Here is a 24,061-nt window from a genome sequence, read left to right as displayed (position 1 = left end):
CCCGTGGTGTTCACCAACGTCAAGTCCGAGGGCGGCGTCACCCCCGTCGCCGCCTGGGTCCGCGACCGCCTCGCCGACTGGACCACGAGCGCCGCATGATCACCGCGCCCACCACCCGGCCGTCCGGCGGCCCCACCTCCGCCGCCGGACTGCGGGCCACCGCCCGCATCCTCGCCCGCACCGACGCGCAGGGCACCACCCGGCTGCCCGTCCTGGACGGTTCCGGGCCGTTCGCGCTGCGCCGACTCGGCTTCCCGGGGCCGCAGGCCCGCGTCTGCATGGTGGGCGCGATGAGCGCCCCGCTCGGCGGCGACCGGCTGGCGATCGAGGCCACCGCCGAGGCCGGGGCGCAGCTCCATCTGACCGCGGCCGCCGCCACCGTCGCGCTGCCCGGCCGCACCGGCGACGCCGCCACCTACGACGTCCGGCTGACCGTCGGCGACGGCGCCCGCCTCGACTGGCTGCCCGAGCCGCTGATCTGCGCCGAGGGCAGCGACCTGTGGATGACCACCACCGTCGAACTGGCCCCCACCGCCCGGCTCGTCCTGCGCGAGGAACAGGTCCTGGGCCGCGCCGACGAGCGCACCGGCAGGCTCCACAGCCGACTGACGGTCATCCGCGCCGGCCGCACCCTGCTCGACCAGGAGACCGCCTACGGCCCCGGCGTACCCGGCTGGGACACCTCCGCCGTCCTCGGCGGCCACCGTGCGATCGGCCAGCTCCTCGTCGTCGGGCCGGAGTTCGAGGACGCCGAACGGCAGGTGCGGCTGCTGGGCGGGGCCGCGCCGGAGCAGCCGGACGCGGGCGGCGGGCAGGGCGTGCTGGCGCCGCTGACCGGACCCGCGGTCCTCGCCACCGCCGTCGCCCCGGACGCCCTGCGGCTGCGCACCGTCCTCGACGAGGCGGCCCGGAACCTGCCGGGCTGAGCGGCTTCCCCGGTCCTCGTGCGCCACGGCCCGCGAAGACCGGGGAGCCGCTCCCCGGCCGCTCAGACCTCCAGTACCTCCTCGACCCGGGCGAGCCGGTGCCGGGCGAGCGCGAGATTGGCGCGCTTGCGGTCGAGCACCAGGTACAGGAAGAGCCCGGCGCCGTGGCGCCCGGTCACCGGCCGGAGCAGGTGGTACTGCGAGGTGAGCGTGATCAGCATGTCCTCGATGGAGCCCTGGAGTTCCAGCATCTCCATCGTGCGCAGCTTGGCGCGGACGAGATCGGTGTTGCCCGCCGCAGCGACCTCCATGTCCAGTGAGTTGCTGCCGCCGAGCGCCGCCAGCGTCATCCCGCTGGTGTGATCGACGAGGGCGATGCCGATGACGCCTTCGATGGTCGACATCGCATCGGCGAGCGCGTTTTCCATGGATGCCATAACGGTGCACACCTTTCTGGGTACGGGTTGCGGCGGAGCGGGAGGAGCGGGGACGGGACCGGGCCCCGGGGGAGCGACGACCGGAGGAGACGGGGCGGGAGCAGCAGCGGGATCAGGACGGTTCCGGGGCGGGCGCCTCGTCCACCAGCGCGCCGATGCGCTCCGCCGCCTGCCGGGCCCGCAGATGCAGCCGCCCCACATTGATCTCCGGGCCGCCCACGGTGGTCAGCACCGCCCGCGCCCCCGCCGCGTACGCCGCGACATAGCCGTGCGTGCCGCGGGTGAGGGTCTCCTCGAAGCCGCCTTGACCGGTCGCCTCGGTGAGGCGCTTGGCGACGCCGATGGCCGCCGCGGTGAGCGCGGCGAGGGCGTCCGGTTCGATGTTCCGCAGATCGTGGGCGATGACCATGCCGTCCGCACTGGCCACCATGCCGCCGCGGAGATGGCGCACCTGGTCGCGCAGTGCGTGCAGTTCGTCCCGCACCCTGGGCTGTATCGTCATCAGTCTCCTCTTCTCGGCACGCCGTGCGAGGGCGCGTCTCACGGGTCGTCACAACGGTTCACAGGTTCTCCTCCAGTGCCGTACGCAGGCGGGTGAGGAGGGTGACATCGGGGTCGGTGGTCTCCGGCAGTCCGGACGGCAGCCCCGGCGCGCCGGCGGACGACTGCGGCTCCCGCTCCCGCGCCTCCTCCAGGCACACCCCCGGACGCCGCCGCGGCAGCGCGCCCGGCGCCTCGCCGCCGTCGTCCGCGGCGGAGTGCGTCGGACGCTCCGTGTCCCGCTCCCGCCCGGCGGTCCGCGACGCCGGTCCGCCGCTCCGGCCGCCCGCCGGGGTACGGCTCGGCAGCCCGCCCTCGCGGTCACCGGTGCCGCCGCGCGCGGCGGCCGGCGGTGTGGTCCCCGACCGCTTGTCCGGACCGCTCCGCTCCCGCCCGGCCGTGCCGGAACGCTTCTCCCCGCCGCTTCGCGGCCGCCCGGACCCGCCGGGCCGCGTCGTCCCGCCACCGCTGCGGCCCGCGGGCCTGCTGCCGGACGCATCCGGGGCCGCGGCGCCGGCCGGGCCCGTGCCGCCGGTCGCTTCCGCGTCCGCGGGAAGGCCACCCCGCCGGTGCGTGCCCGGCTCGGCCTTCGCCGCGCGGCCGGTCGCCTTCCCGCCGCCCGCCTTCCTGCTGCCGGTGACCGCCGTACGACCGGCGGCCGACGGTCCGCCGCCTGTCGTCGCACCACCGGCGGGGGCCGTACCGCCGGCCGTCTCCGTACCGTCCGCAGCTGCCGTGCCCTCCGGCAGTGCGATCAGCCCGGCCGCCGCCAGCCGCCGGACCTCCAGCAGCGTCCAGAACACCGAGTGCCCCAGCGTCCGGGCGAGTCCGGCGGGGGTGTGCCGCCCGTCGGCCGCCGCCAGCAGCAGCCGGGCCCGCCAGCCGGGGCCGTCCTCGCGCCGGGTGTCCGGGGCCGGGACGACGGGCGCGCCGTCCACCGCCGCCCATGTCCGCCAGGCGTCCAGCTGTGCCCGGCGGACGGCGACCGCCCGCAGCAGCGCCGCGACGCCCACCTGCCGTACGGCCGCGGGGCAGTGCTCCGCCCCGGGCGTGAACGACGTGCCCTCCTCGGGCAGCGGCAGCACCAGGAACGCCGCGTCCAGCAGCACCGTCAGATGGCGGATCTGCCGGATCGCCAGACTCTCCGGCCCGGCGGCACGCGGCTGCCCGCCCGCCGCGGAGGCGCCCGCCCCGCCGCGGGCCGTCCGCCCCTGCCGCGGTCGGCGGGCGCGTCCGCCCTCGCGGGGCGGTGCGGGCGCGGCGGATCCGGGCAGGTCGTCGCACTCCACCCAGGAGACCGCGCCGTCACGCAGACGGATGCGGCCGCCGGGGAAGTGGAGTGCGCCGGTGGCCCGTTCGGCGGCGAGGCGCGCGAGCGGGCCGTCCGGTCCGGTCGGGGGAGTGGAGGCGGACTGGCCCATGGCGTTCCCCTAGCGTGTCCGGTCGAGCGGTACCGGGGCCGGGTGCGGCCCCGCGCACCGTCGGTGCCGGGGCCGCCGGCGTGTCGCGGCGGCGCGGGAGAGCCCGCGCGGTCAGCCCGGCACGAGCCCGGCCGCCAGATCGTGCAGCCGCCTGCGTGCGACGGCCAGATTGGCCCGCTCCCGGTCCAGGTACAGGTACAGGTAGGTCTGACTGTCGAAGGCGGTGTGGACGAAGCGGATGAGGTGGTAGCCCCCGGCGGCGGTGAGGATCAGGTCTTCCAGACCCGGTCGCGCCCCGTCGGCGCCGGAGTCGAAGGTGGCGCTGCGCTGGACCGCCTGGACGACCTCGGCGGTGTCCGCGGCCGCGGCGTCGTGGTCGTTCCCCGGCGCCCGGCCCGCGGTGCCGAGGGACAGCCCGCTGGTCCAGTCGATCAGCCCGGCGCCGAGAACGCCGGGGATTCCCATCGCCTCGGACAACACCTGATCGATACCCGGCACGCGGAACTCCTTCTCGGTCACGGGACGGAGGCGAAACGCCGACAGCTCTCCCCGCGCGGCTGGCACGGAGGAGAGCCCGCTTGAAGGCTACTCACCGTGCGCGTTCCGGCACAGAGGCGGAACGTACATGACGGACGATTGACGCGTTCTGGCCCGTCGTCCGGTGCCTCGGACACGCACCGTGACGGCCTCCGTCGCACATCGGGCGCCGAACGGCCCGTTCTCCCTGGCCGGTTGGCCGCCCGGCGCCCGGGAAATGCCTCCGGAGCGCCGCGAAACGCGGGGGCGACGACGGAATCCGGCCGTGCTGGAGCCGTCCCGGCCACCACTGTCCGTAACGGCAGGGGAGGGAGGTCCGAGGGGCAGCGGATGAGGCGGAAGAGGTGGGGGTGCAGATCCTCCACCACCCCCACGATTCCTACGGATTGATAAAGAAATGATGTTCGAATCTTCTCCTGGCGAGGACGGGACGGCAGGATCCCCTTAGCCATGCCGTGATCAGCCGCCCAGTGCGGCGCACCCTGCAGGGGGAACCACCACGTGAGAAGAACAGCAGCACTCGGCGCCGCCGGAACCCTGGTGGCCGGGACGCTCCTCGCCGGAGCCGTCACCGCCACGCCCGCCACCGCCGGCGAGCGCCACCCCGCCTCCTCCGCCGAGGACCGCGGGGTGCGCACCGCCGCCGCCCGCGCCGCCGCCGAGGGCGTCAACTGGCAGGACTGCCCCGCCGACTGGGGCCTGAAGGCCCCGATCCAGTGCGGCTACGTCACCGTCCCCGTCGACTACGCCCGCCCCGGCGGCCGCACGATCAAGATCGCCGTCGACCGGATCGGCAACACCGGCGGCAAGGACGCGCGACAGGGCGCCCTCGTGTACAACCCCGGCGGCCCCGGCGGCTCCGGAATGCGTTTCCCCACCCGCGTCACCAACGCCACCCCGGTGTGGAAGAAGATCTCCGCGGCCTACGACTTCGTCGGCTTCGACCCGCGCGGCGTCGGCCACTCCGCCGCCATCTCCTGCGTCGACCCGCAGGAGTTCGTCAGCGCCCCCAAGGCCGACCCGGTCCCCGGCAGCGAGGCCGACAAGCGCGCCCAGCGCAAGCTCGCCAAGGAGTACGCCGACGGCTGCGCCGCCCGCAGCGGTGACCTCCTGCCGTACCTCACGACGCCCAACACCGCCCGCGACATGGACGTCATCCGTGCCGCGCTCGGCGAGAAGAAGCTGAACTACCTCGGCGTCTCCTACGGCACCTACCTCGGCGCCGTCTACGGCACGCTCTTCCCGGGCCACGTCCGCCGCATGGTCGTCGACAGCGTCGTCAACCCCGCGCGCGAGAAGGTCTGGTACCAGGCCAACCTCGACCAGGACGTCGCCTTCGAGACCCGCTGGGGCGACTGGAAGAAGTGGGTCGCCAAGAACGACGCGACGTACCACATCGGCGACACCCCCGCGAAGGTCCAGGCGGAGTGGGAGAAGCTGCGCGCGAGCGCCAAGAAGAACCCCATCGGCGGCCTCGTCGGCCCCGCCGAGCTGATCGGCTTCTTCCAGCAGGCGCCCTACTACGACTCGATGTGGGCACCCGCCGCCGAGGTGTGGAGCGCCTACCGCGCCGGTGACGAGAAGCCGCTGGTCGAGAACGCCGGTCCGAACCTCAAGGACACGGCCGGCAACATCGCCGCCGAGAACGGCAACGCGGTCTACACCGCCGTCGAGTGCACCGACGCCAAGTGGCCCACGAACTGGCGCACCTGGGACCGTGACAACACCCGCGTCCACGCCCAGGCGCCCTTCATGACCTGGGCGAACGCCTGGATGAACCTGCCCTGCGCGACCTGGTCCGCCAAGCAGCAGCGCCCCGTCGAGGTCAAGAGCGGCAAGGACCTGCCGCCGGTGCTGCTCGTCCAGAGCACCCGCGACGCGGCCACTCCGTACGAGGGCGCGGTCGAGCTGCACAAGCGGTTCGCCGGCTCGCGGCTGATCACCGAGCGGGACGCCGGTTCGCACGGCGTCACCGGCCTGGTCAACCCCTGCATCAACGACCGGGTCGACGCCTACTTCCTGGAGGGCAGGACCGACGCGAAGGACGTGACGTGCGCCCCGCACGCCACCCCCGAGCCCGCCAAGAAGAGCGTCAAGGCCGCTGCCGTGGGCGCGAGCGACCTGCCCGTCATCCCCTGACCGGCACCGCCGTACGGCGCGGGCGTCCCGGACCTCTCCGGGGCGCCCGCGCCCGCGTGTTGAGGCCGTGGAGCGTGCCGCCGGACGCCTGGGGAACCGGTTTCAGAGAACGGTTGCACTAGCATCGGACGCCCGGACCGCGCACCCGCGCCGCGTCCGGCCGACGCCCGGCCGCAAGGAGGCAGCAGATGGCGACACTCGCGGACGTGGCACGCGCGGCCGGGGTCTCCAAGGCCACCGCCTCGCGCGCGCTGACCCGCCCGGAGATGGTGACCGAGGCGACCCGCGCGAAGGTCCGGGCCGCCGCGGCGGGCCTCGGCTTCCAGCCCAACCGCAGTGCCCGCGCGCTGACCACCGGGCGCACCGGCCTGATCGGCCTGATCGTGCCGACGCTGGCCAACCCGTTCTTCTCCCCGCTGGTCCTCGGCGCGCAACGCGCCGCCGAGGAGGCCGACGCCCATCTGCTCATCAGCGTCTCCGAGGCCGACGCCGACCGGGAGGCGGCACTCGCCGCGCGCCTGGGCGAACAGGCCGACGGCGTCGTCATGGTGGCGCCCGTCGGCACGGACGCCGCGCTGCGCGAGCACGCCCGGCAGCGCCCGCTGATCCTCGTCGACCGCCGCGTCGGCCGGCTGCCCGCCGTCGTCCTGGACGCCGAGGAGGGCGCCACCCGCCTCGCCGACCACCTCCTGGAGCTGGGCCACCGCGACCTGGCGTACGTCTCCGGGCCGCCCGGCTCCTGGTCGGACACCCACCGCCGGGCGGCACTGGCCGAACGGACCGCGGCGGCCGGGGCCCGGCTGCACGTGCTGGGGCCGCTGCCGCCCACCTTCGACGCGGGTATCGCCGCCGCCGCCCGGCTCCCCGCCGCGGCCACCGCGGTGCTCGGCTACAACAGTTACCTCACCCTCGGCCTGCTGCACGGCCTGCGCGCCGCGGGCCGCCGGGTCCCCGACGACCTGAGCGTCGCGGCCGGCGACGACCTCACCGCCTTCGCCGCCACCGACCCGCCGGTCACCGCCCTGGCCCTCCCGGTCGAGGAGGCGGGCGCCACGGCCGTCCGCCGCCTCCTCGACCTGTGCGCCGGGACCGGTGCCCGCACCACCACACGCCTCGCGCCCCGGCTGGAGGTCCGCGCCTCCACCGGACCTCCGGTGCGCCGCTGAACGCACGGCGGACGGGGAGTCACCACACCGGTGAACCGGGCCCGTCCGGCATCCGACGTTCCGGAGGCGGCGCGCCCCGGGCCCGTACCCTCAAAGCGGCTCACGATCGCCACCGTTCCTCTCGTCGCTCCACCCGTGACCTCACCGACCGGCCGCGCGCCGGGGTGATCTCCTGAAGACCTCATCCCTGACCGGGGCTGCGCACCGACGGCAGCCCGAGGAAGGAAACCTCACCATGCCCATCACGACGCTGCGGATCCCCACCCCGGACGGAACGGCCGACGGCTTCGCCGCCTTCCCCGAGGGCGGCGGGCGGCACCCGGGGGTGCTGCTGTACCCGGACGCCTTCGGCGTACGGCCCGTCCTGCGGACGATGGCCCAGGAACTGGCCGATCACGGTTACTACGTCCTCGTCCCCAACCTCTACTACCGCACCCGCCCCGCGCCGGTCTTCGAGCTTCCCGAGCACATCGACGAGGAGTCGCGGCCCGCGCTCTTCGGCCAGATCATGCCGCTGATCCAGGAGCACACCACCGAGCGCGTCCTGCGTGACGCCGAGGCATACCTCCAGTTCCTCACCGCACAGCCCGAGGTCGCCGCCGGGCCCGTCGCCACGATCGGCTACTGCCTGGGCGCCGTCCTGGCGGTGCGCACCGCGACGGCCCACCCCGGCCAGGTCGCCGCCGTCGCCGGTTTCCACCCCGCGGCCCTGGTCACCGACGCCCCCGACAGCCCGCACCGTCTGGTGCCCGAGCTGACCGCCCGGGTCCACATCGGTCTCGCCGAGGGCGACATGACCCCCGAGGCGATCGAGGAGTTCAACCGGGCGCTGGACACCGCGGGTGTCGCCTACACCACCGAGGTCTACCCGGGCGCCGCCCACGGCTTCACCATGTCCGACACCGCCGCCTTCGACGCCGCCGCACTCCAGCGCCACTGGGACCGGCTGCTGCCGCTGCTCGGCACCGCCCTGAACGGGAGCTGACGCACCGGCCGGCCGCGGCGCCCGCGAGGTGCCGCGGCCGGACACCGCGCTCAGTGCCCCGGCCGCTTCCCGGGGGTGCGCCGGTCGTCGAGGCGGACGGTCAGATCCGGCCAGTGCGCGCGCCACCGGGCCGGTTCGTCCCCGGTCGGCGACCAGCGGGGCCCGAGGGCCTCGTCCGGCAGGAAGTGGACCAGGGTTCCGGTGGTCCCGTCGGCCGGGACCACCTCCAGGGCGGTCACCGGTACGCCGTGCGCGTACCGCCGCCGCCAGGCGCCGTTGGCGCGGCGGTTGGTGTGCAGCAGCCACCGGCTCAGCGCCGCGACGGTGGACATGCCCCGGCGCGGCTGCCCGTCCGGCAGGCGCTCCGCCCCCGGTACGTCGAAGAAGCGCAGGTCCTCCGTTGCCATGATCGGCTTCTGCACCGCCCGTCCGTCCGTGTCGAACCGGGTGTCCGTGCCCCGGCCGTCGTCCGCCACCGCGACGGAGCCGTCGGGATGGAGGGTGACCAGGCACCGTCCGCCGCCCCGGCTCGCCGCCTCGTCGGCGGCGTAGGCGAGCACCTCCAGGACGAGGTGGCCCGGCCCGCCCGGGGCGAACGTGGCGGGAGCGCGGCGGATGCGCGCGAGGTGCTCCGGGTCGACGGTGGCGGCCCAGTCGTGGGTGGTGTTCCTCCAGGAGCCTCTCGGCTCCGGCGTCGGGGTGGGGTCCGGGCGGATTTCCACGGGGGCTCCTGTTCAGGCCGTTGGCAGCTCGGGCCGTTGACAGCGGTGGTCCGGTGGGGGAGCGGTGGCTCCCGCACCGGGGCGGGGCGGTGCCGGACCGGCGCTGCCGTGATCGCGGCCATGTCCACCGGCGCCCTCCCCGCCCCGGTATCCCGCGCGCCTCGCGGCTCCGCACGCCTCGCGGGGAACCTACCGTCCGGTGGGAGAACGGCGCCCACCGGCCGCGGCGAAGCCCCGGCAGTGGGGCGGGGGCCGCCCGTTCCGGGCCCGGCTGGATCTTCCCTTGACGCCACCGAGCGTGGCATGCTGTCTGCAACCGGTCTCTGCAACCGGTTGCACGACGCTCAGCGGCCGGCCCGGGGGACACTTTCCGGGTCCGCCCCGTCCTCCTCCGAGGTGTTCATGCCCCGTACCGACGCACGCGCCGCCGACCCGACGGCCCCGGCACCACCGGATGCCCCGGCGCCCGCACTCCTGGAGCGGCTCTTCCGGGTACGGGAGCGCGGCAGCACCCCACGGACCGAGGCGCTCGCGGGGCTGTCGATGTTCGTGGCGGCCGCCTACGCGGTCGTCGTCGTGCCCAGCCAGCTCGCCAAGGCCGGCATCCCGCACGGCGCCGCCACCACCGCCGTCCTCATCGCGATCGTCCTGGCGACGCTGGCCATGGGCCTCGTCGCCAACCTCCCCTTCGTCGTCGCCCCGGGGCTCGGCGGCGTCGCCCTGCTCGCCGTCACCATCGTCGGGCAGGACAAGGTCCCCTGGGACGCCGCGCTCGGCATGGTCCTCTGGTCCGGCGTCGCCTTCCTGCTGCTCACCGCGCTCGGCATCCGCGACCTCGTCACCCGCATGATGCCGCTCCACCTCAAGTACGCCATCAGCGGCGGCCTCGGCCTCTACATCGCCCTGATCGGCTTCCGTGACGGCGGCCTCGTCAAGGCCCGGCCGGACAGCGCCGCGCTCACCGTCGGCGACCTCGCCTCCCCGACCGGACTGCTGGCCCTCGCCGGGCTCGTGCTGCTCACCGCGCTCGCCACCCGCAAGGTCCCCGGCGCGTTCCTGATCACCATCGCCGCGGTCACCCTCGCCGGCATCCCGCTCGGCGTGACCCACCTGCCCGACCAGCTGCTGGCCCTGCCGGAAAGCCCCGGCCCGGCCGTCTTCCACATCGACGTCCTCGGCGCCCTCAAGCCCGAGTACTTCCCGTACATCTTCGCCTTCTTCGTCTCCGAGTTCTTCTCGATGACCGGCACCCTGCTCGCCGTCGCGGGCCGCGCCGGGCTCACCGACGCGGACGGCAACCTCCCCGGTGTACGCAAACCCTTCTACGTCGACTCCGGCGCCGTCATCGGCGGGGCGGCCCTCGGCGCGCCCAGCATGACCGCCTACCTGGAGTCCTCGGCGGGCGCCGACAGCGGGGCCCGCACCGGCCTCGCCTCGGTCTGGGCGGCGCTCGGCTTCGCCGCGCTGCTGCTCGTCACGCCGTTCGCCACACTGATCCCGTCGGCGGCGACCGCACCGGTGCTGATGTACGTCGGCCTGACCATGCTCGGCACCCTGCGCAAGATCGACTTCACCGATCCGACCGACGCCGTCCCGGCCGCCCTCACCGTCGCCACCACCCTCTTCTTCGGCAACTTCGGTACCGGTATCGCCGTCGGCCTGACCGCCCACGTCCTGGTCAAGGCGGTCGCCGGACGCTTCCGCGAGATCCCGTGGGGCCTGTGGATCGTCCTGATCCCGCTCGGTTACTACTTCTACACGCTCACCGGCTGACCCACCCGTACGAGGAGAAATACCCATGACCTCCCCCCGCCCGCACGACCTCAGGATCAGTGGCGGCCAGGTGGTGTCCAGCTTCACCGGTGAGCGGTTCGCCGCCGACGTCCTGGTGCGCGACGACCTGATCAGCGGCGTCCTGCCGCCCGGCACCCCGGCCGACGCCCACGCCCGGCTGGACGCCACCGGTCTGCTGATCGCGCCCGGCTTCGTCGACGCGCACATGCACATCGAGAGCTCGTTCCTCACCCCGCAGACCTTCGCCGCCCTCACCCTGGCCCGCGGCACCACCACCGTCCTCGCCGACCCGCACGAGATCGTCAACGTCGCCGGCGCCGCCGCGATGCGCTGGATGATCGACGCGGGCGCCACCACCGCCCAGACCCAGCTGTGGGGCGTCCCCTCCTGCGTCCCCGCGCTGGAGGGCCTGGAGCACGCCGGGGCGAGCCTTACCGCCGACGACATCGACGAGATGCTCGGCTGGCCCGGCGTCATCGCCCTCGGCGAGGTCATGGACTACCGCGCCGTCGTCGGCGACGACCCCCGGATGCGCGACGTGGTCGGCGTCGCCCGCCGCCGCGGCATGATCCTCGACGGCCACTGCCCCAACCTCAGCGGCGCCGACCTCAGCGCCTACCTCGCCACCGGCGTCGACTCCGACCACACCAAGAACCGCACCGAGGTGGTCCTGGAGAAGGCCCGCCTGGGCATGCTGATGATGCTCCAGGAGAAATGCCTGCTCCCCGAGGTCGCCCAGGCGCTCCTCGCACTCCCGCAGCTCCCGCCGTTCTGCCTGGTCACCGACGACCTCGCGGCCGACCACATCCTGACCCACGGCCACCTCGACCACATCGCCCGCACAGCCGTCCGCGCCGGACTCCCCGCCGAGGCGGTACTGCGCGCCCTGACCTGGAACCCGGCCCAGCGGCTGCGCCTGTACGACAGGGGAGTGGTCGCCCCGGGCAAGCGCGCCGACCTCGTCCTCCTCCGCGGCGAGCTGGCGGCCTTCGACCCGGCGGTGGTGCTGGCCGGCGGCCGCGTCGTGGCCCGCGACGCCGTCGCCGTACCGGAGACGGCCGTCCCCGCCACCTCCGCCGCCGGGCCGGACGCCCTCACCGGCACCGTCCACGTCGAACCGCAGGACGCCGACGGCTTCCGCTGGCACACCGACCTCCCCGACGGCACCCACCGCTTCCGCGCGCTGCGCCTCAACCCCCGCGACACCTACACCGAGGAGGACGCGCTCGACCTGCCGGTCCGCGACGGCGAGGTGCAGTGGGAGGGCCGCGCCACCGTCGTCCGCGTCCGCAACCGCTACGGGCGCGCCGGACGCGTCTTCGCCCCGCTGCTGGGCCGCACCCTCACCGACGGCGCGCTGGCCACCACGTACGCCCACGACAGCCACAACCTCGTCACCATCGGCACCTCACGCGCCGCGATGGCCGCCGCCGCGCAGGACGTCGTCGCCGCCGGCGGCGGGGTGGCCGTCGCGCACGGCGCCACGGTGGCGGCGAGCCTGCCGCTGCCGGTCGGCGGCGTGATGTCGCCCGCGCCCGCCGAGGAGACGGTCCGCCGCTCCCGGGAGGTCCGCGCCGCCCTCGATGCCTGGGGCTGGGACCACCTCAACCCCTTCATGAGCGTCTCCACCCTCACGCTCGCCGTCTCCCCGAGCCTGAAGATCACCGACCGGTCGCTGGTGGACGTGGTCCGCCGGACGCCCGTCGGCCCGCTCGCCGACGGCGCCTGACGGGCCGCCCGCACCCGGGCGCCGTCCGGGCGACCGCACGGCGAGCCCGCTTGCCGCCCGGCCCGGCGCGCGGTGCGCTGAGGCGGGTACCGGCGCGTCCGCCCGGCCACCCCGGCCGGCCGGACGCGCCCGGTGCCGACCACCCCCACCAGCGCCCAGGAGACACCCATGCCCGTCAGCCGACGCCGCCGCGCGGCCCGCGCCACCGCGGTCACCGCCGCCGCCCTCGTCACCGCGGTGGCCGTGGCCCCCGCCACCCCCGCCGACGCCGCCACCCCCCAGGAGGACCGCGGCGTCTTCCTCACCGTCTCGGACACCGCGCACACCTGGATCCGCGGCGTCCTGCTGCGCTGCCCCGACGGCCGCGACCACCATCCGCACCACGACGCCGCCTGCGCCGCGCTGACCTGGGCCCGCGGCGACCTCGACGCCCTGCGCGGCACACCGCACGCCTGCACCAAGGAGTACGACCCGGTGACCGTCACCGCCGAGGGCGTCTGGCGGGGCGCGCACCTCGACTGGGAGCGCACCTTCGCCAACGCCTGCACCATGGACGCCGCCACCGGGCCCTTGTACCGCTTCTGAACGGCCGGCGCACCGCGCCTCACCCGCGGGTGGTCACCACCATCGCCGCCGTCACCAGCGCCACCACCACCCAGGTGAGCCAGACCCATGGATCGCCGCCCAGCGCCACGCTGTACGCGGTCGCCACCACCAGCCCGCCGACGGTGAGCCCGGTCATCGTCCTCGTGGATCCGCTCATCGGCGTCCCTCCTCACGAAGGCCGCGGCACAAAGGCGGCGGGCCGCGGCCTGGGACCCATCGTCCCCGGCCGCGGCCCGCACCGCCATCCGTCCGCCGCGTCAGCGCCCGCGCGCGTGCAGCGACGCCAGATACGCGTTGTAGTCCGCCAGATCCTGATCGCCGTTGCGGTCCGCCGCCCGGTCCGCCCGCTGCGACTGCCGCTCCTCGGACCGGTACCACTGGTAGACCAGCGCGATCAGCACCACCACCGACGGGATCTCACTGAACGCCCAGGCGATGCCACCCGCCGCCGACTGATCGGACAGCGCGTCGATGCCCAGCGAGGCCGGCGGGTGGAGATACGTGTCCACCATCGGTTCGGTGCCCATCATCAGCGCGATGCCGAAGAACGCGTGGAATGGCATGCCCGCGAACAGCTCCAGCATCCGCATCACGTAGCCGGGCCGGTGCGGCCCCGGGTCCACGCCCATGATCGGCCAGAAGAAGGCCAGGCCCACCGCCAGGAAGTGCACCATCATCGCGATGTGCCCCACCCGCGACTCCATCAGGAAGTCGAAGAGCGGCGAGAAGTACAGCGCGTAGAGGCTCGCGATGAACAGCGGGATGGTGAACGCGGGGTGCGAGATGATCCGGACATACCGGCTGTGCAGGAATGCCACCAGCAGCTCCCGCGGCCCCTTGCGGCCCCGCCCGGCGGCCGGCAGCGCGCGCAGCGCCAGCGTCACCGGCGCCCCGAGCAGCAGCAGGATCGGCGACAGCATGGAGATCACCATGTGCTGCACCATGTGCACGCTGAACATGACCATGCCGTAGTCGTTGAGCTTGGTGCACATCACCAGCGCGACGGTCAGGACGCCGATGACCCAGGCGACCGTCCGCCCCACCGGCCAGGCGTCCCCGCGCCGCCGCAGCCGCGCCACCGCCCAGCCGTACAGCACCAGCGCCAGCAGACAACCCACGAGAAAGACCGGATCACCGCCGAACTCCATCCCCCGCCCCAGCGTGAACGGCGGCAGATCCATCGTCATGCCGTGCCCGCTGTGATCCATCCGCTCGCTCCTGGTTCGTACCGATACTCCGGCGACCAGACTAGAACCGCCCCCGGCACCTTTCTCGGCCGGGGGCGGTTCACACGGCGCGCTCAGCGGGCGCGACCGCCGGTCACAGCACGCACTCGGCCTCGGCGTAGCGGTCGCCGGGCACCGTCTTCAGCGTCTCGACGGCCTCGGCCAGCGGCACCAGCGTGATGTCCGTCCCGCGCAGCGCCGTCATCATCCCGAACTCCCCGCGGTGCGCCGCCTCCACCGCGTGCCAGCCGAAGCGGGTCGCCAGCACCCGGTCGTAGGCGGTCGGCGTGCCGCCGCGCTGCACATGGCCGAGGATCACCGGGCGGGCCTCCTTGCCGAGCCGGTGCTCCAGCTCCCGGGCCAGCTGCCGCGCCACCCCGGCGAACCGCTCGTGTCCGTACATGTCGGTGTCGCCGACCTCGAACCGCATCGACCCCTCGCGCGGCTTCGCGCCCTCGGCCGCCACCACGATCGCGAACTTCTTACCCGCCGCGAACCGCTCGCCGACCCGCTCGGTCAGCTCCTCGATGTCGAACGGCCGCTCCGGCACCACGATCGCGTGCGCGCCCGCGGCCATCCCGGAGTGCAGTGCGATCCAGCCGGTGTGCCGCCCCATCACCTCGACGATCAGCACCCGCTGATGCGATTCGGCGGTTGTCTTGAGCCGGTCCAGCGCCTCCGTCGCCACGCCCACCGCGGTGTCGAAGCCGAACGTCACGTCGGTGACCGCGATGTCGTTGTCGATGGTCTTCGGTACGCCGACGATCGGCAGCCCGGCGTCCGACAGCAGCCGCGCCGCCTTCAGCGTGCCCTCGCCGCCGATCGGGATGATCGCGTCCAGCCCCAGGTCGGCGACGTGCCCGCGGGCCCGCTCGACGCCGTCGCGCAGCTGCGCCGGCTGCACCCGGGACGAGCCGAGGATGGTGCCGCCCAGCGCCAGGATGCCGCCGACGGCGTCCAGATCGAGCTTGCGGTAATCGCACTCCAGCAGGCCCTTCCAGCCGTCGTGGAAGCCGATGACCTCGTCGCCGTGGTCGGCTGTGGCGCGATGGACGACGGAGCGGATGACGGCGTTCAGACCGGGGCAGTCGCCGCCGGAGGTGAGTACACCAATGCGCATGCCAGAAACCCTCTGCAACTCGAACCGGGGGCCCGGACCCCGTCGTCCGGTGGGATGGCGCTCACCCTACAAGCGCGGCGCCCCCGCGCACACGTACGCCCGCAGTGCGGGACTGCGGGCGTACGGGAGGGGGCGTGGCCGCGCGGGAGGCGCCCCGCGCGGTGGCCGTCAGGTGGTCGCGGTCGCGGCGGCGATCCGCTCCTGACGCAGCGCCTCGTACCACCGGTCGTCGGCCGGCGGCAGGGCGTTGACGTCCAGGGCCAGCTTCAGCAGCAGGTCCGCGATGTGCGGGTTGCGCGCCATCACCGGGCCGTGCATGTAGGTGCCGAAGACGGTGTCCTGCCAGGCGCCCTCGAAGCCGTCGCCGACGCCGTTGCCGTTGCCGAAGCGGACCTTCGCGAACGGGCGGGCCGTCGGCCCCAGGTGCGTGACGCCCTGGTGGTTCTCGAAGCCGGTCAGCGGCGGGAGGTTGAGCTGCGGGTCGATGTCGGCGAGGACGTCACCGACGCACCGCTCCGCCTCGCCGCGGGTACTCACCACGTCGAGGAGGCCCAGGCCCTGCTGCTGCTGGTCCTGGTCGTTGATGAACTCGTGGCCGAGGATCTGGTACCCGGCGCAGACCGAGAAGACGATCGCGCCGTTGGAGACGGCGCGGTTCAGCCCGCCGTCGCGCAGCAGCCGCTCGGCCGCCAGCCGCTGCGGCCGGTCCTCGCCGCCACCGATCAGGTAGATGTCACCGGAGGTGGGGATCGGCTGGTCGGACCGTACGTCGAGGCGCTGCACGTCCAGGCCGCGCTGCCGGGCCCGGCGCTCCACGACCAGCGCGTTGCCCTGGTCGCCGTAGGTGCTCAGCAGGTCCGGGTAGACCCACACCAGCCGCAGGCTGTTGTCGCTCATTCTCGCTCGTCCTTGTCTTTCCATCGCCGTCAGTTGCCCACGCGCCGACGCAGGTCCTGGAAGGCCGTGTAGTTGGCGATGACCTCGATACGGCCGGGCGGCGCCATCTGAACCGCCTGGTCGAGGCTTTCGCAGACCTCGAAGTCGAGCCCCGCGACCTCCAGGCGGACCGCGAGGTCCAGCTTCCGGTCACCCAGCACGAACAGCGGGTGCCCGGCGAGGCGGGTGTAGTCGACGTCCCACAGCCACGAGGTGTCGGTGCCGTCCGCGCCGCGGGCGTTGACGGACATGATCACCGGGGTCGGCGGCGGGTCGATCAGCGAGAACGTCTCCAGCCAGCCGGCCGGGTTCTTCGCCAGCAGCAGCCGCAGCTCCCGCTCCATGAACGACACCACGTCGTACCGGCCCGCGACCGCCTGCACGCTGTACATCCGCTCCAGCGCCACCTGCGGGGGCACGCCGAAGGCGGCGGCCACGGCGGCGGATGTCGTCGCGTTCGCCTTGTTGGCGCGGCCGGGCAGCTGCAGCTTGATCGGCCAGGCGCTGCCGTGCGGGTCGAGGACGTAGTCGCCCGACAGGGCCCAGCTGGGCGTCGGACGGCGGAAGCCGCACTCGCCGCAGAACCAGTCGTCGTCGGGGCGCTGCATCACACCGCCGCACGACGGGCACGACCAGGCGTCGTCCTTCCACTCCTGACCGGCCGCGACCCACACCACGTTCGCCGACGAGGACGCAGCCCACACGATGAGCGGGTCGTCGGCGTTGGCGATGATCAGCGCCTTGGAGCCGGAGAGGCCCTCGCGCCAGTGCTCGGCCAGCATGCGGGTCTCCGCCGCGCGGTCGAGCTGGTCACGCGAGAGGTTCAGCAGCGCTATGGCCTTGGGCGTCACGTCCCGCGCCACCCCGGCGAGGTACTTCTCGTCGACCTCGATCACACCGAACTTGGCGTCCGAGCCGCCCGCCAGCGCCGAGGTGATCCCCGCCGGCATGTTGGCGCCCAGTGCGTTCGAGACCACCGGGCCGCCGGCCCGCAGCGCCTCGGCGATCAGCCGGGTCGTGGTCGTCTTGCCGTTCGTCGCGGACACGAGCACGACGTCCAGATGACGTGCCAGTCGGGCCAGCAGGTCGGGGTCGAGCTTGAGTGCCACCCGGCCGCCGATCACCGATCCGCTGCCGCGGCCCGCCGCGCGCGATACCGCCGCCGCGGCTCTGCCCGCCGTCACGGCCAGCTTGGCCCGCGGCGACAGCGGCTCCGTGTTGCCTGCCATCGTCCTTGATCCTCCTTGCATCCGGCGCCCGCCTGCCCTCCGGGCTGCCGGTGGAACGCCTCCTCCGCGGCCGAGGGCCCGTCCGGAGGCTTCGGTCGGGGATCAGCCTATCGAGATCCGGGCCCGTGCCCGAACCCCGCCACCCCCGCGACGTCATCCGGCGCCTCGCGAACCGTACGCTGGTGCGCATGTCGTCCCGCACCATTCCCGGCCGCACCGGGCAGCCGCGTCCCCTCCGGCTGTTCGGAGACCCGGTCCTTTCGGCCCCCTGCCGGGAGGTCACGTCGTTCGACGGCGAGCTGTCCCGGCTGATCGAGGACATGTTCGCGACGATGTACGCGGCCGGCGGCGTGGGCCTCGCCGCCAATCAGATCGGCGTCCCGCTGCGGGTGTTCGTCTACGACTGCCCCGACGACGAGGACCGCCGCCACCTCGGCCACCTCGTCAACCCGCACCTCGCCGGGGTGGACGGGCCGGTCGTCCGCGGTCCCGAGGGCTGTCTCTCGCTGCCCGGCATCGAGGCCGGCACCCCGCGCCACGACGAGGCCGTGGTGGAGGGCGCCGACCGGACCGGTGCGCCGGTGCGCGTCGAGGGCACCGGGTTCTTCGCCCGCTGTCTCCAGCACGAGTGCGACCACCTGGCGGGCGGTCTCTACGTGGACCGGCTCACCGGGCTGCGGCGCCGCCGCGCGCTGCGTTCCGCGGCCCGCGCCCCATGGGCGAAGGAGGCGGCGGGCGCCCGCTGACCCGGGCGCCGGTCCCCGTGCCGGGGCTCAGAAGCCGGGGCCGTCCGGCCGGTCCTCGATCGCGGCGAGCTGGCCCCACAGCAGATCCGTCAGGTGGGTCACCAACTGCTGCCGGGAGCAGGGGCGTTCGCGCAGCCACCAGTCGCCGGCGGCGTGCATCATGCCGACGATGCCGTGGCCCCAGACGCGGGCCTTCTCCTCGCCCGCCGGGCCGAGGGCGAGGCGTTCGCTGATCACCTCCGCCAGCTCCTCGCCGAGACGGCGCAGCAGCGGGGCGGAGTGCCGTCCGACGTCGAATCCGGACTCGGCGGGGGCCGCCTCGTCGGCCGGGTGCATCAGGAAGCGGTAGACCTGCGGCCGGGTCTCGATGGCGAGGAGATAGGTGTCGAGAGTGGCCTCGACCCGCTCGCGGCGCGGCACCGGGGAGGCCAGCGCCGCCCGGAGCCCGGCGAGCAGTCCGTCGGTGTGGCGTACCGCGAGGGCGCGGTAGAGGCCGCCCTTGTCACCGAAGTGGCGGTAGAGGATGGGTTTGGTGATCCCGGCCTCGGCGGCGATGGCGTTCATCGACGCCTCCGGGCCGTCGCGCAGGACGATCCGCTCGGCCGCCTCCAGCAACTCCCGCCGCCGGTCCGCGGTCGTCTGCCGCCTGCCGTCCCGCTCGGTGCTCTCCATCGTCCAGCTCCCCGCCCTTGTGAATCCGTGGTGCTCGCGCAACGTAACACCCGTGCCGCGCGGTGCCGGCCGTCAGCGGAGGAGTTGACACGCCTACTCGTGAGTAACAGACTCCTGTTACCGTAAGTAACGCCTGATGTGGCGCGTACCGCTGGAGGGGACATGGCCGAGTTCATCATGGAGCTGAACGACGAGCAGAAGGAGGTCCGGGACTGGATCCACGGCTTCGCCGCGGAGGTCATGCGTCCCGCGGCCGCCGAGTGGGACGAGCGCGAGGAGACGCCCTGGCCGGTCATCCAGGAGGCCGCCAAGATCGGCATCTACTCGCTCGACTTCTACGCCCAGCAGTACTTCGACCCCACCGGCCTCGGCATCCCCATGGCGATGGAGGAGCTGTTCTGGGGGGACGCGGGCATCGCCCTGTCGATCGTCGGCACCGGACTCGCCGCCGTCGGCGTCCTCGCCAACGGCACCGAGGAGCAGATCGGCACCTGGATACCCCAGATGTACGGCACTCCCGACGACGTCAAGGTCGCCGCCTTCTGCTCCTCCGAGCCGGACGCCGGGTCGGATGTCGCCTCGATGCGCACCCGCGCCGTCTACGACGAGGCCAAGGACGAGTGGGTCCTCAACGGGACCAAGACCTGGGCGACCAACGGCGGTATCGCCAACGTCCATGTCGTCGTCGCCTCCGTCGACCCGGCGCTCGGTTCCAAGGGGCACGCCTCCTTCATCGTGCCGCCGCACACCCCCGGCCTCTCCCAGGGGCAGAAGTTCCAGAAGCACGGCATCCGCGCCTCGCACACCGCCGAGGTCGTCCTGGAGGACGTCCGTATCCCCGGCAGCTGCCTGCTGGGCGGCAAGGAGAAGCTGGACGAGCGCCTGGCCCGCGCCCGTGAGCGCGCGAAGAGCGGCGGTGAGCGCGTGAAGAACGCCGCGATGGCCACCTTCGAGGCGTCCCGCCCGGCGGTCGGCGCGATGGCCGTCGGCACCGCCCGCGCCGCGTACGAGGAGGCCCTGGAGTACGCGAAGACCCGTGAGCAGTTCGGCCGTCCGATCATCGACAACCAGGGCGTCGCCTTCCAGCTCGCCGACATGCGGACCTCGATCGACGCGGCGCGGCTGCTGGTGTGGCGGGCCTCCTGGATGGCGGTCAACGGCAAGCCGTTCACGGCGGCCGAGGGGTCGCAGTCGAAGCTGTTCGCCAGCGAGACCGCCAAGAAGGTCACCGCCCAGGCCATCCAGATCCTCGGCGGCAACGGCTTCACCCGGGAGTACCCGGTCGAGCGGATGCACCGCGACGCCGCGATCTACACCATCTTCGAGGGCACCAGCGAGATCCAGCGCCTGGTGATCGCCCGGACCCTCTCCGGGATGCCGATCCGCTGACCTCGTCAGGGGCGCGCCGCCGCGGCCGCGCGCCCCTGACGGGATGCGACCGCCGGTGCCCCCGGACCCCGGGGCACCGGCGGTTTCCCGTGTGCCCGGGCGGGCTACGCCAGCGCCGCGGCCGTCGCCCGGGCGAACTCCTCCGGGGCGTCCAGCATCATGTTGTGCCCGCAGCCGGGCAGGCCCACCACCGCGACGCCCGCCGCGGTCAGCCCGCCCGCACCGGGGAAGGGACCGTCGTCGGCCGGGTACAGGAACGTCCGGGGGACCGGCAGACCGCACAGCACCTCCCGGACCGACGGCGTGGCCCCGCGGACCAGGTCGACCGCGCTGCGGTGCACCGCCTCCCGCCCGGCCAGCCGCATCGTGGCCCACCACTCGCTGCCCGTCGCGGCGGCGGTCTCCGCGTCGCCGGCCCGGAACTCCTCGGCCGTCCGCGCCGCGATCCCGCGGCTGCCGCCCGCGCCCCGCTCCGGCTCCAGCGCGTCGAGATTGGCGTCGACCAGTACCAGCCGCGACACCAGATGCGGATGGCGCGCCGCGAGCAGCACCGCGACCGTGCCGCCCATGCTGTGCGCCACCACCTCCGCGCCCGTCACCCCCGCCGCCTCCAGCGCCGCCGCCACCGCGTCGGCGTGCGCCTCCATCGTGTACGGGAACCCCGCGGGCCGGTCACTGATGCCGAAGCCGAGCAGGTCCAGCAGGAGCGCGCGGGGGCCGGTGAGCAGGGGGTGGGCCGCGGTGGCGCTCCAGTAGACGGGCGAGGAGGCGCCGAGCCCGTGCAGATAGAGGCGGGCGGGCCGCCCGGCCCCGTCACCCGGGTGCTCGATCCAGCGGATGCGGTCGCCTGCGGGGGTCACGGCGGCATGGCGCACGGGCGGTACTCCTGGTCTCGGCGGGTCCCGGGCGCGGCGCCCGGCGGCCGTCCTGCGGCCGGAGGTGACGGTACCGGCCGCCGGGGGCGGGGCCGCGACGGGGGAGTCGTATCCCTGAACTCCGTTGCCGGAACCGGGAGTTGAGCCGTCCGCTGCGCCCCGGCCGGGCGTCGTCGTCCGTCCACCGGCAGCGGATCTCTTGACGGGCCCCGTACCGCGCTCTACTTTCCTTCCATAAAGCAAAACATGAATTCCATGATGCGGAATTAGCCGGGTCCGGTTGTCGCCGGACCATGCCCCTGACAGGCCGACGCAGGAGTACGCGATGCCTCGAATGACAGCCGCCCGCGCCGCGGTGGAGATCCTCAAGCGGGAGGGCATCTCCCACGCCTTCGGAGTCCCGGGCGCGGCGATCAACCCCTTCTACGCGGCGCTCAAGGCCGCGGGCGGGATCGATCACACGCTCGCCCGCCACGTCGAGGGCGCCTCCCACATGGCCGAGGGGTACACCCGCACCCACCCCGGCAACATCGGCGTCTGCATCGGCACCTCGGGCCCGGCCGGCACCGACATGATCACCGGCCTGTACTCCGCGACCGGCGACTCCATCCCGATCCTCTGCATCACCGGGCAGGCCCCGGTCGCGGTGATGCAGAAGGAGGACTTCCAGGCCGTCGACATCGCCGCCATCGCCGGGCCCGTCACCAAGGCCGCGACCACCGTCACCGAGGCCGCGCAGGTCCCCGGCGTCTTCCAGCAGGCCTTCCACCTGATGCGCTCCGGACGCCCCGGGCCCGTCCTCGTCGACCTGCCGATCGACGTCCAGCTCACCGAGATCGAGTTCGACCCCGAGACGTACGAACCGCTGCCCGCCTTCAAGCCCGCCGCCACCCGCGCCCAGATCGAGAAGGCCCTCGCCCTGCTCAACGAGGCCGAGCGCCCGCTGATCGTCGCCGGCGGCGGTGTCATCAACGCCGACGCCTGCGAGCTGCTGGTCGAGTTCGCCGAGCTGACCGGCGTCCCGGTCGTCCCCACCCTGATGGGCTGGGGCATCCTCCCCGACGACCACGAGCTGAACGCCGGCATGGTGGGCCTGCAGACCTCCCACCGCTACGGCAACGCCACCCTCCTCGCCTCCGACTTCGTCCTCGGCATCGGCAACCGCTGGGCCAACCGCCACACCGGCAAGCTCGACGTCTACACCGCGGGCCGCACCTTCGTGCACGTCGACATCGAACCCACCCAGATCGGCAAGATCTTCGCCCCGGACTACGGCATCGCCTCCGACGCGAAGGCGGCGCTGGAGCTGTTCGTCGAGGTCGCCCGGGAGCAGCGGGCCGCGGGCGTGCTGCCGGACCGCGGCGAGTGGGCCGCCGCCACCCAGGAACGCCGCGCCCGGCTCCAGCGGCGCACCCACTTCGACAACGTCCCGATCAAGCCGCAGCGCGTCTACCAGGAGATGAACAAGGCGTTCGGACCCGACACCCGCTACGTCACCACCATCGGCCTCTCGCAGATCGCCGGCGCCCAGATGCTGCACGTCTACAAGCCGCGCCACTGGATCAACTGCGGCCAGGCCGGACCGCTCGGCTGGACCATCCCCGCCGCCCTGGGCGTGGCCACCGCCGACCCGGACACCCCGGTGGTCGCGCTCTCCGGCGACTACGACTTCCAGTTCATGATCGAGGAGCTGGCGGTCGGCGCCCAGCACCGCATCCCGTACGTCCACGTCCTGGTGAACAACGCCTACCTGGGCCTGATCCGCCAGGCGCAGCGCAACTTCGACATCGACTTCCAGGTCAACCTGGAGTTCGAGAACATCAACACCCCGGAGCTGGGCGTCTACGGCGTCGACCACGTCAAGGTCGCCGAGGGGCTGGGCTGCAAGGCGATCCGGGTGACCGAGCCCGAGCAGCTGCTGCCCGCGTTCGAGGAGGCGAAGAAGCTCGCCGCCGAGCACCGCGTCCCGGTGGTCGTCGAGGCGATCCTGGAACGGATCACCAACATCTCGATGGCCGGTGCCGAGATCGACAAGGTCAACGAGTGGGAGGAGCTGGCGACCGAGCCCGGCCACGCGCCCACGGCGATCAAGCCGCTGAAGGTCTGACCTGCGCGTTCGCCCCGGCGGAGACGGGCCCGGAGGAGCTCCGGAAGGAGGCTCCGGAAGGGCGTCCCACCGGGGCGGACGCGTGGCCGCCGTCACCGGGGCCGGCCGGAACACCGCTCCCCGGTTCGCTGTTCTCCTGAGTGCGGGCACCGGAGGAACAGTGTCCCCGGGCCTAACCCTCCGCCTGTGGGGATGATCGTTCGGCTGAAGCCCCGCAGTGCCTTTCGCCGAGGGGCGACCGCCTTCGGGCCCGCACCCCAGCCGCCCCGGCCGGCTCACCCCCCCGTCCGGCCGGGGCTTCCCTACGGGCCTGCGGGCCGCCGCGGGCCGGGCCGACATGCGAGGCCGCGGGCCCCGTCGCAGTCTGGAGGCATGACCGAGCACCCGCCCGTCATCGTGCATCCGCCGTCGGCCTCCGGAGGGCGCCGGGTCACCGTGCACGGCCAGATCGTGGGTCTGGCCCACGGCCGTGGCGATGTCGCCGAGTTCCTGCGCCGGGCCGGCCTCTGCGAACCGGCCGAGGACATCACGCTCGACGACCCCCGCCTCGTCGAATGGCGCGGTGGCGGCCTGGACGACTGGCCGATGCCACCGGCCTGACCGGCGCCCGCGCGCCGGTGACGGCCGCGCGCCCACGAGGGGTACGCCGCCCGGCCCCGTCCGTGGCCACCGAGCGCCGTGTCCGATTTCCGCCAGCGAGAGCCCCGGCCGTACCGCACAGTGGAGCGTGTACGGCCGAGAATCTCAGGAACGGACAGC

Annotated in this window: 23 protein-coding genes; 11 read left to right on the top strand and 12 right to left on the bottom strand. The window is 73.9% G+C overall.

Translation table 11 applies throughout. From position 1 onward, the window contains the following. The first annotated feature begins 95 nt into the window (after positions 1-95). Positions 96-926, top strand: coding sequence for an urease accessory protein UreD (locus tag ACF1BH_RS22765; protein WP_391644929.1), 831 nt, complete (start codon positions 96-98; stop codon positions 924-926). A gap of 62 nt (positions 927-988) precedes the next feature. Here ACF1BH_RS22765 and ACF1BH_RS22760 read toward each other — a convergent pair whose 3' ends face one another. The 4 genes from ACF1BH_RS22760 to ACF1BH_RS22745 all read right to left on the bottom strand — a co-directional run bounded on the left by ACF1BH_RS22760 (position 989) and on the right by ACF1BH_RS22745 (position 3,822). Further along, positions 989-1,363 carry a hypothetical protein gene (locus ACF1BH_RS22760; protein ID WP_391644927.1) on the bottom strand — a complete coding sequence of 125 codons (375 nt, stop codon included), beginning with the start codon at positions 1,361-1,363 and terminating at the stop codon, positions 989-991. 112 nt (positions 1,364-1,475) lie between these two features. Then, a complete protein-coding gene (locus ACF1BH_RS22755; RefSeq protein ID WP_391644925.1) occupies positions 1,476-1,865 on the bottom strand; it encodes a roadblock/LC7 domain-containing protein in 390 nt (129 codons plus the stop codon). A 58-nt stretch (positions 1,866-1,923) separates the two neighbouring features. Then, positions 1,924-3,324, bottom strand: a complete 1,401-nt coding sequence (locus ACF1BH_RS22750) for a hypothetical protein (RefSeq protein WP_391644923.1) — start codon at positions 3,322-3,324, stop codon at positions 1,924-1,926. Positions 3,325-3,435: 111 nt separating this feature from the next. Then, a complete protein-coding gene (locus ACF1BH_RS22745; protein WP_030281373.1) occupies positions 3,436-3,822 on the bottom strand; it encodes a hypothetical protein in 387 nt (128 codons plus the stop codon). A gap of 540 nt (positions 3,823-4,362) precedes the next feature. Between ACF1BH_RS22745 and ACF1BH_RS22740 the strand changes: the two genes are divergently transcribed. The 3 genes from ACF1BH_RS22740 (at position 4,363) to ACF1BH_RS22730 (ending at position 8,151) form a co-directional block, all read left to right on the top strand. Next, a complete protein-coding gene (locus ACF1BH_RS22740) occupies positions 4,363-6,000 on the top strand; it encodes an alpha/beta hydrolase (RefSeq protein ID WP_391644921.1) in 1,638 nt (545 codons plus the stop codon). A gap of 188 nt (positions 6,001-6,188) precedes the next feature. Then, on the top strand, positions 6,189-7,166 hold the full coding sequence (locus tag ACF1BH_RS22735) for a LacI family DNA-binding transcriptional regulator (protein ID WP_391644919.1): 978 nt from the start codon (positions 6,189-6,191) through the stop codon (positions 7,164-7,166). Positions 7,167-7,401: 235 nt separating this feature from the next. Next, entirely contained in the window at positions 7,402-8,151 is a 750-nt protein-coding gene (locus tag ACF1BH_RS22730) for a dienelactone hydrolase family protein (protein ID WP_391644917.1), read from the top strand. A gap of 50 nt (positions 8,152-8,201) precedes the next feature. Here ACF1BH_RS22730 and ACF1BH_RS22725 read toward each other — a convergent pair whose 3' ends face one another. Next, entirely contained in the window at positions 8,202-8,873 is a 672-nt protein-coding gene (locus ACF1BH_RS22725; protein WP_391644915.1) for an ATP-binding protein, read from the bottom strand. A gap of 402 nt (positions 8,874-9,275) precedes the next feature. Between ACF1BH_RS22725 and ACF1BH_RS22720 the strand changes: the two genes are divergently transcribed. The 3 genes from ACF1BH_RS22720 to ACF1BH_RS22710 all read left to right on the top strand — a co-directional run bounded on the left by ACF1BH_RS22720 (position 9,276) and on the right by ACF1BH_RS22710 (position 12,981). Continuing rightward, on the top strand, positions 9,276-10,646 hold the full coding sequence (locus tag ACF1BH_RS22720; protein WP_391644913.1) for an NCS2 family permease: 1,371 nt from the start codon (positions 9,276-9,278) through the stop codon (positions 10,644-10,646). A gap of 25 nt (positions 10,647-10,671) precedes the next feature. Beyond that, entirely contained in the window at positions 10,672-12,396 is a 1,725-nt protein-coding gene (locus ACF1BH_RS22715; protein ID WP_391644911.1) for an adenine deaminase C-terminal domain-containing protein, read from the top strand. A 168-nt stretch (positions 12,397-12,564) separates the two neighbouring features. Next, positions 12,565-12,981, top strand: coding sequence for an SSI family serine proteinase inhibitor (locus tag ACF1BH_RS22710; RefSeq protein WP_391644909.1), 417 nt, complete (start codon positions 12,565-12,567; stop codon positions 12,979-12,981). Between the two features lie 19 nt (positions 12,982-13,000). Here the strand turns inward: ACF1BH_RS22710 and ACF1BH_RS22705 are convergent, their stop codons facing one another. The 5 genes from ACF1BH_RS22705 to ACF1BH_RS22685 form a co-directional block, all read right to left on the bottom strand. After that, entirely contained in the window at positions 13,001-13,159 is a 159-nt protein-coding gene (locus ACF1BH_RS22705; protein WP_391644907.1) for a hypothetical protein, read from the bottom strand. A gap of 100 nt (positions 13,160-13,259) precedes the next feature. Continuing rightward, a complete protein-coding gene (locus ACF1BH_RS22700; RefSeq protein ID WP_391644905.1) occupies positions 13,260-14,210 on the bottom strand; it encodes a cytochrome c oxidase assembly protein in 951 nt (316 codons plus the stop codon). Between the two features lie 112 nt (positions 14,211-14,322). Then, the gene (locus ACF1BH_RS22695) at positions 14,323-15,348 is read right to left on the bottom strand and encodes a 6-phosphofructokinase (RefSeq protein ID WP_391644903.1); all 1,026 of its coding nucleotides are present in this window, start codon (positions 15,346-15,348) and stop codon (positions 14,323-14,325) included. Positions 15,349-15,516: 168 nt separating this feature from the next. After that, positions 15,517-16,245: a type 1 glutamine amidotransferase gene (locus ACF1BH_RS22690; protein ID WP_391644901.1), complete on the bottom strand. Its 729-nt coding sequence runs from the start codon at positions 16,243-16,245 to the stop codon at positions 15,517-15,519. Positions 16,246-16,274: 29 nt separating this feature from the next. Beyond that, positions 16,275-17,513 carry a MurT ligase domain-containing protein gene (locus tag ACF1BH_RS22685; protein ID WP_391644899.1) on the bottom strand — a complete coding sequence of 413 codons (1,239 nt, stop codon included), beginning with the start codon at positions 17,511-17,513 and terminating at the stop codon, positions 16,275-16,277. A 188-nt stretch (positions 17,514-17,701) separates the two neighbouring features. On the opposite strand from ACF1BH_RS22685, the gene def reads away from it, so the two are divergent. Further along, on the top strand, positions 17,702-18,259 hold the full coding sequence (gene def, locus ACF1BH_RS22680; protein WP_391644897.1) for a peptide deformylase: 558 nt from the start codon (positions 17,702-17,704) through the stop codon (positions 18,257-18,259). A gap of 27 nt (positions 18,260-18,286) precedes the next feature. On the opposite strand, the gene ACF1BH_RS22675 is transcribed toward def, so the two are convergent. Then, complete coding sequence (locus ACF1BH_RS22675; RefSeq protein ID WP_391644895.1) at positions 18,287-18,931, bottom strand: TetR family transcriptional regulator; 645 nt, start codon at positions 18,929-18,931, stop codon at positions 18,287-18,289. A gap of 162 nt (positions 18,932-19,093) precedes the next feature. Here ACF1BH_RS22675 and ACF1BH_RS22670 point away from each other — a divergent pair, with 162 nt between their 5' ends. Then, positions 19,094-20,320 carry an acyl-CoA dehydrogenase family protein gene (locus ACF1BH_RS22670; protein ID WP_391644893.1) on the top strand — a complete coding sequence of 409 codons (1,227 nt, stop codon included), beginning with the start codon at positions 19,094-19,096 and terminating at the stop codon, positions 20,318-20,320. Between the two features lie 104 nt (positions 20,321-20,424). Here ACF1BH_RS22670 and ACF1BH_RS22665 read toward each other — a convergent pair whose 3' ends face one another. After that, entirely contained in the window at positions 20,425-21,195 is a 771-nt protein-coding gene (locus tag ACF1BH_RS22665) for an alpha/beta fold hydrolase (protein WP_391644891.1), read from the bottom strand. Between the two features lie 325 nt (positions 21,196-21,520). Here ACF1BH_RS22665 and gcl point away from each other — a divergent pair, with 325 nt between their 5' ends. Continuing rightward, positions 21,521-23,302: a glyoxylate carboligase gene (gene gcl, locus ACF1BH_RS22660; protein WP_391644889.1), complete on the top strand. Its 1,782-nt coding sequence runs from the start codon at positions 21,521-21,523 to the stop codon at positions 23,300-23,302. A 372-nt stretch (positions 23,303-23,674) separates the two neighbouring features. Then, positions 23,675-23,902 carry a hypothetical protein gene (locus ACF1BH_RS22655; protein ID WP_391644887.1) on the top strand — a complete coding sequence of 76 codons (228 nt, stop codon included), beginning with the start codon at positions 23,675-23,677 and terminating at the stop codon, positions 23,900-23,902. Positions 23,903-24,061 lie beyond the last annotated feature (159 nt).

The organism is Streptomyces sp. NPDC014733, from assembly GCF_043083385.1.
GTDB lineage: Bacteria > Actinomycetota > Actinomycetes > Streptomycetales > Streptomycetaceae > Streptomyces.
Note: the sequence above shows the minus strand (reverse complement) of the source record. Positions and strands in the feature narration are given on the sequence as shown.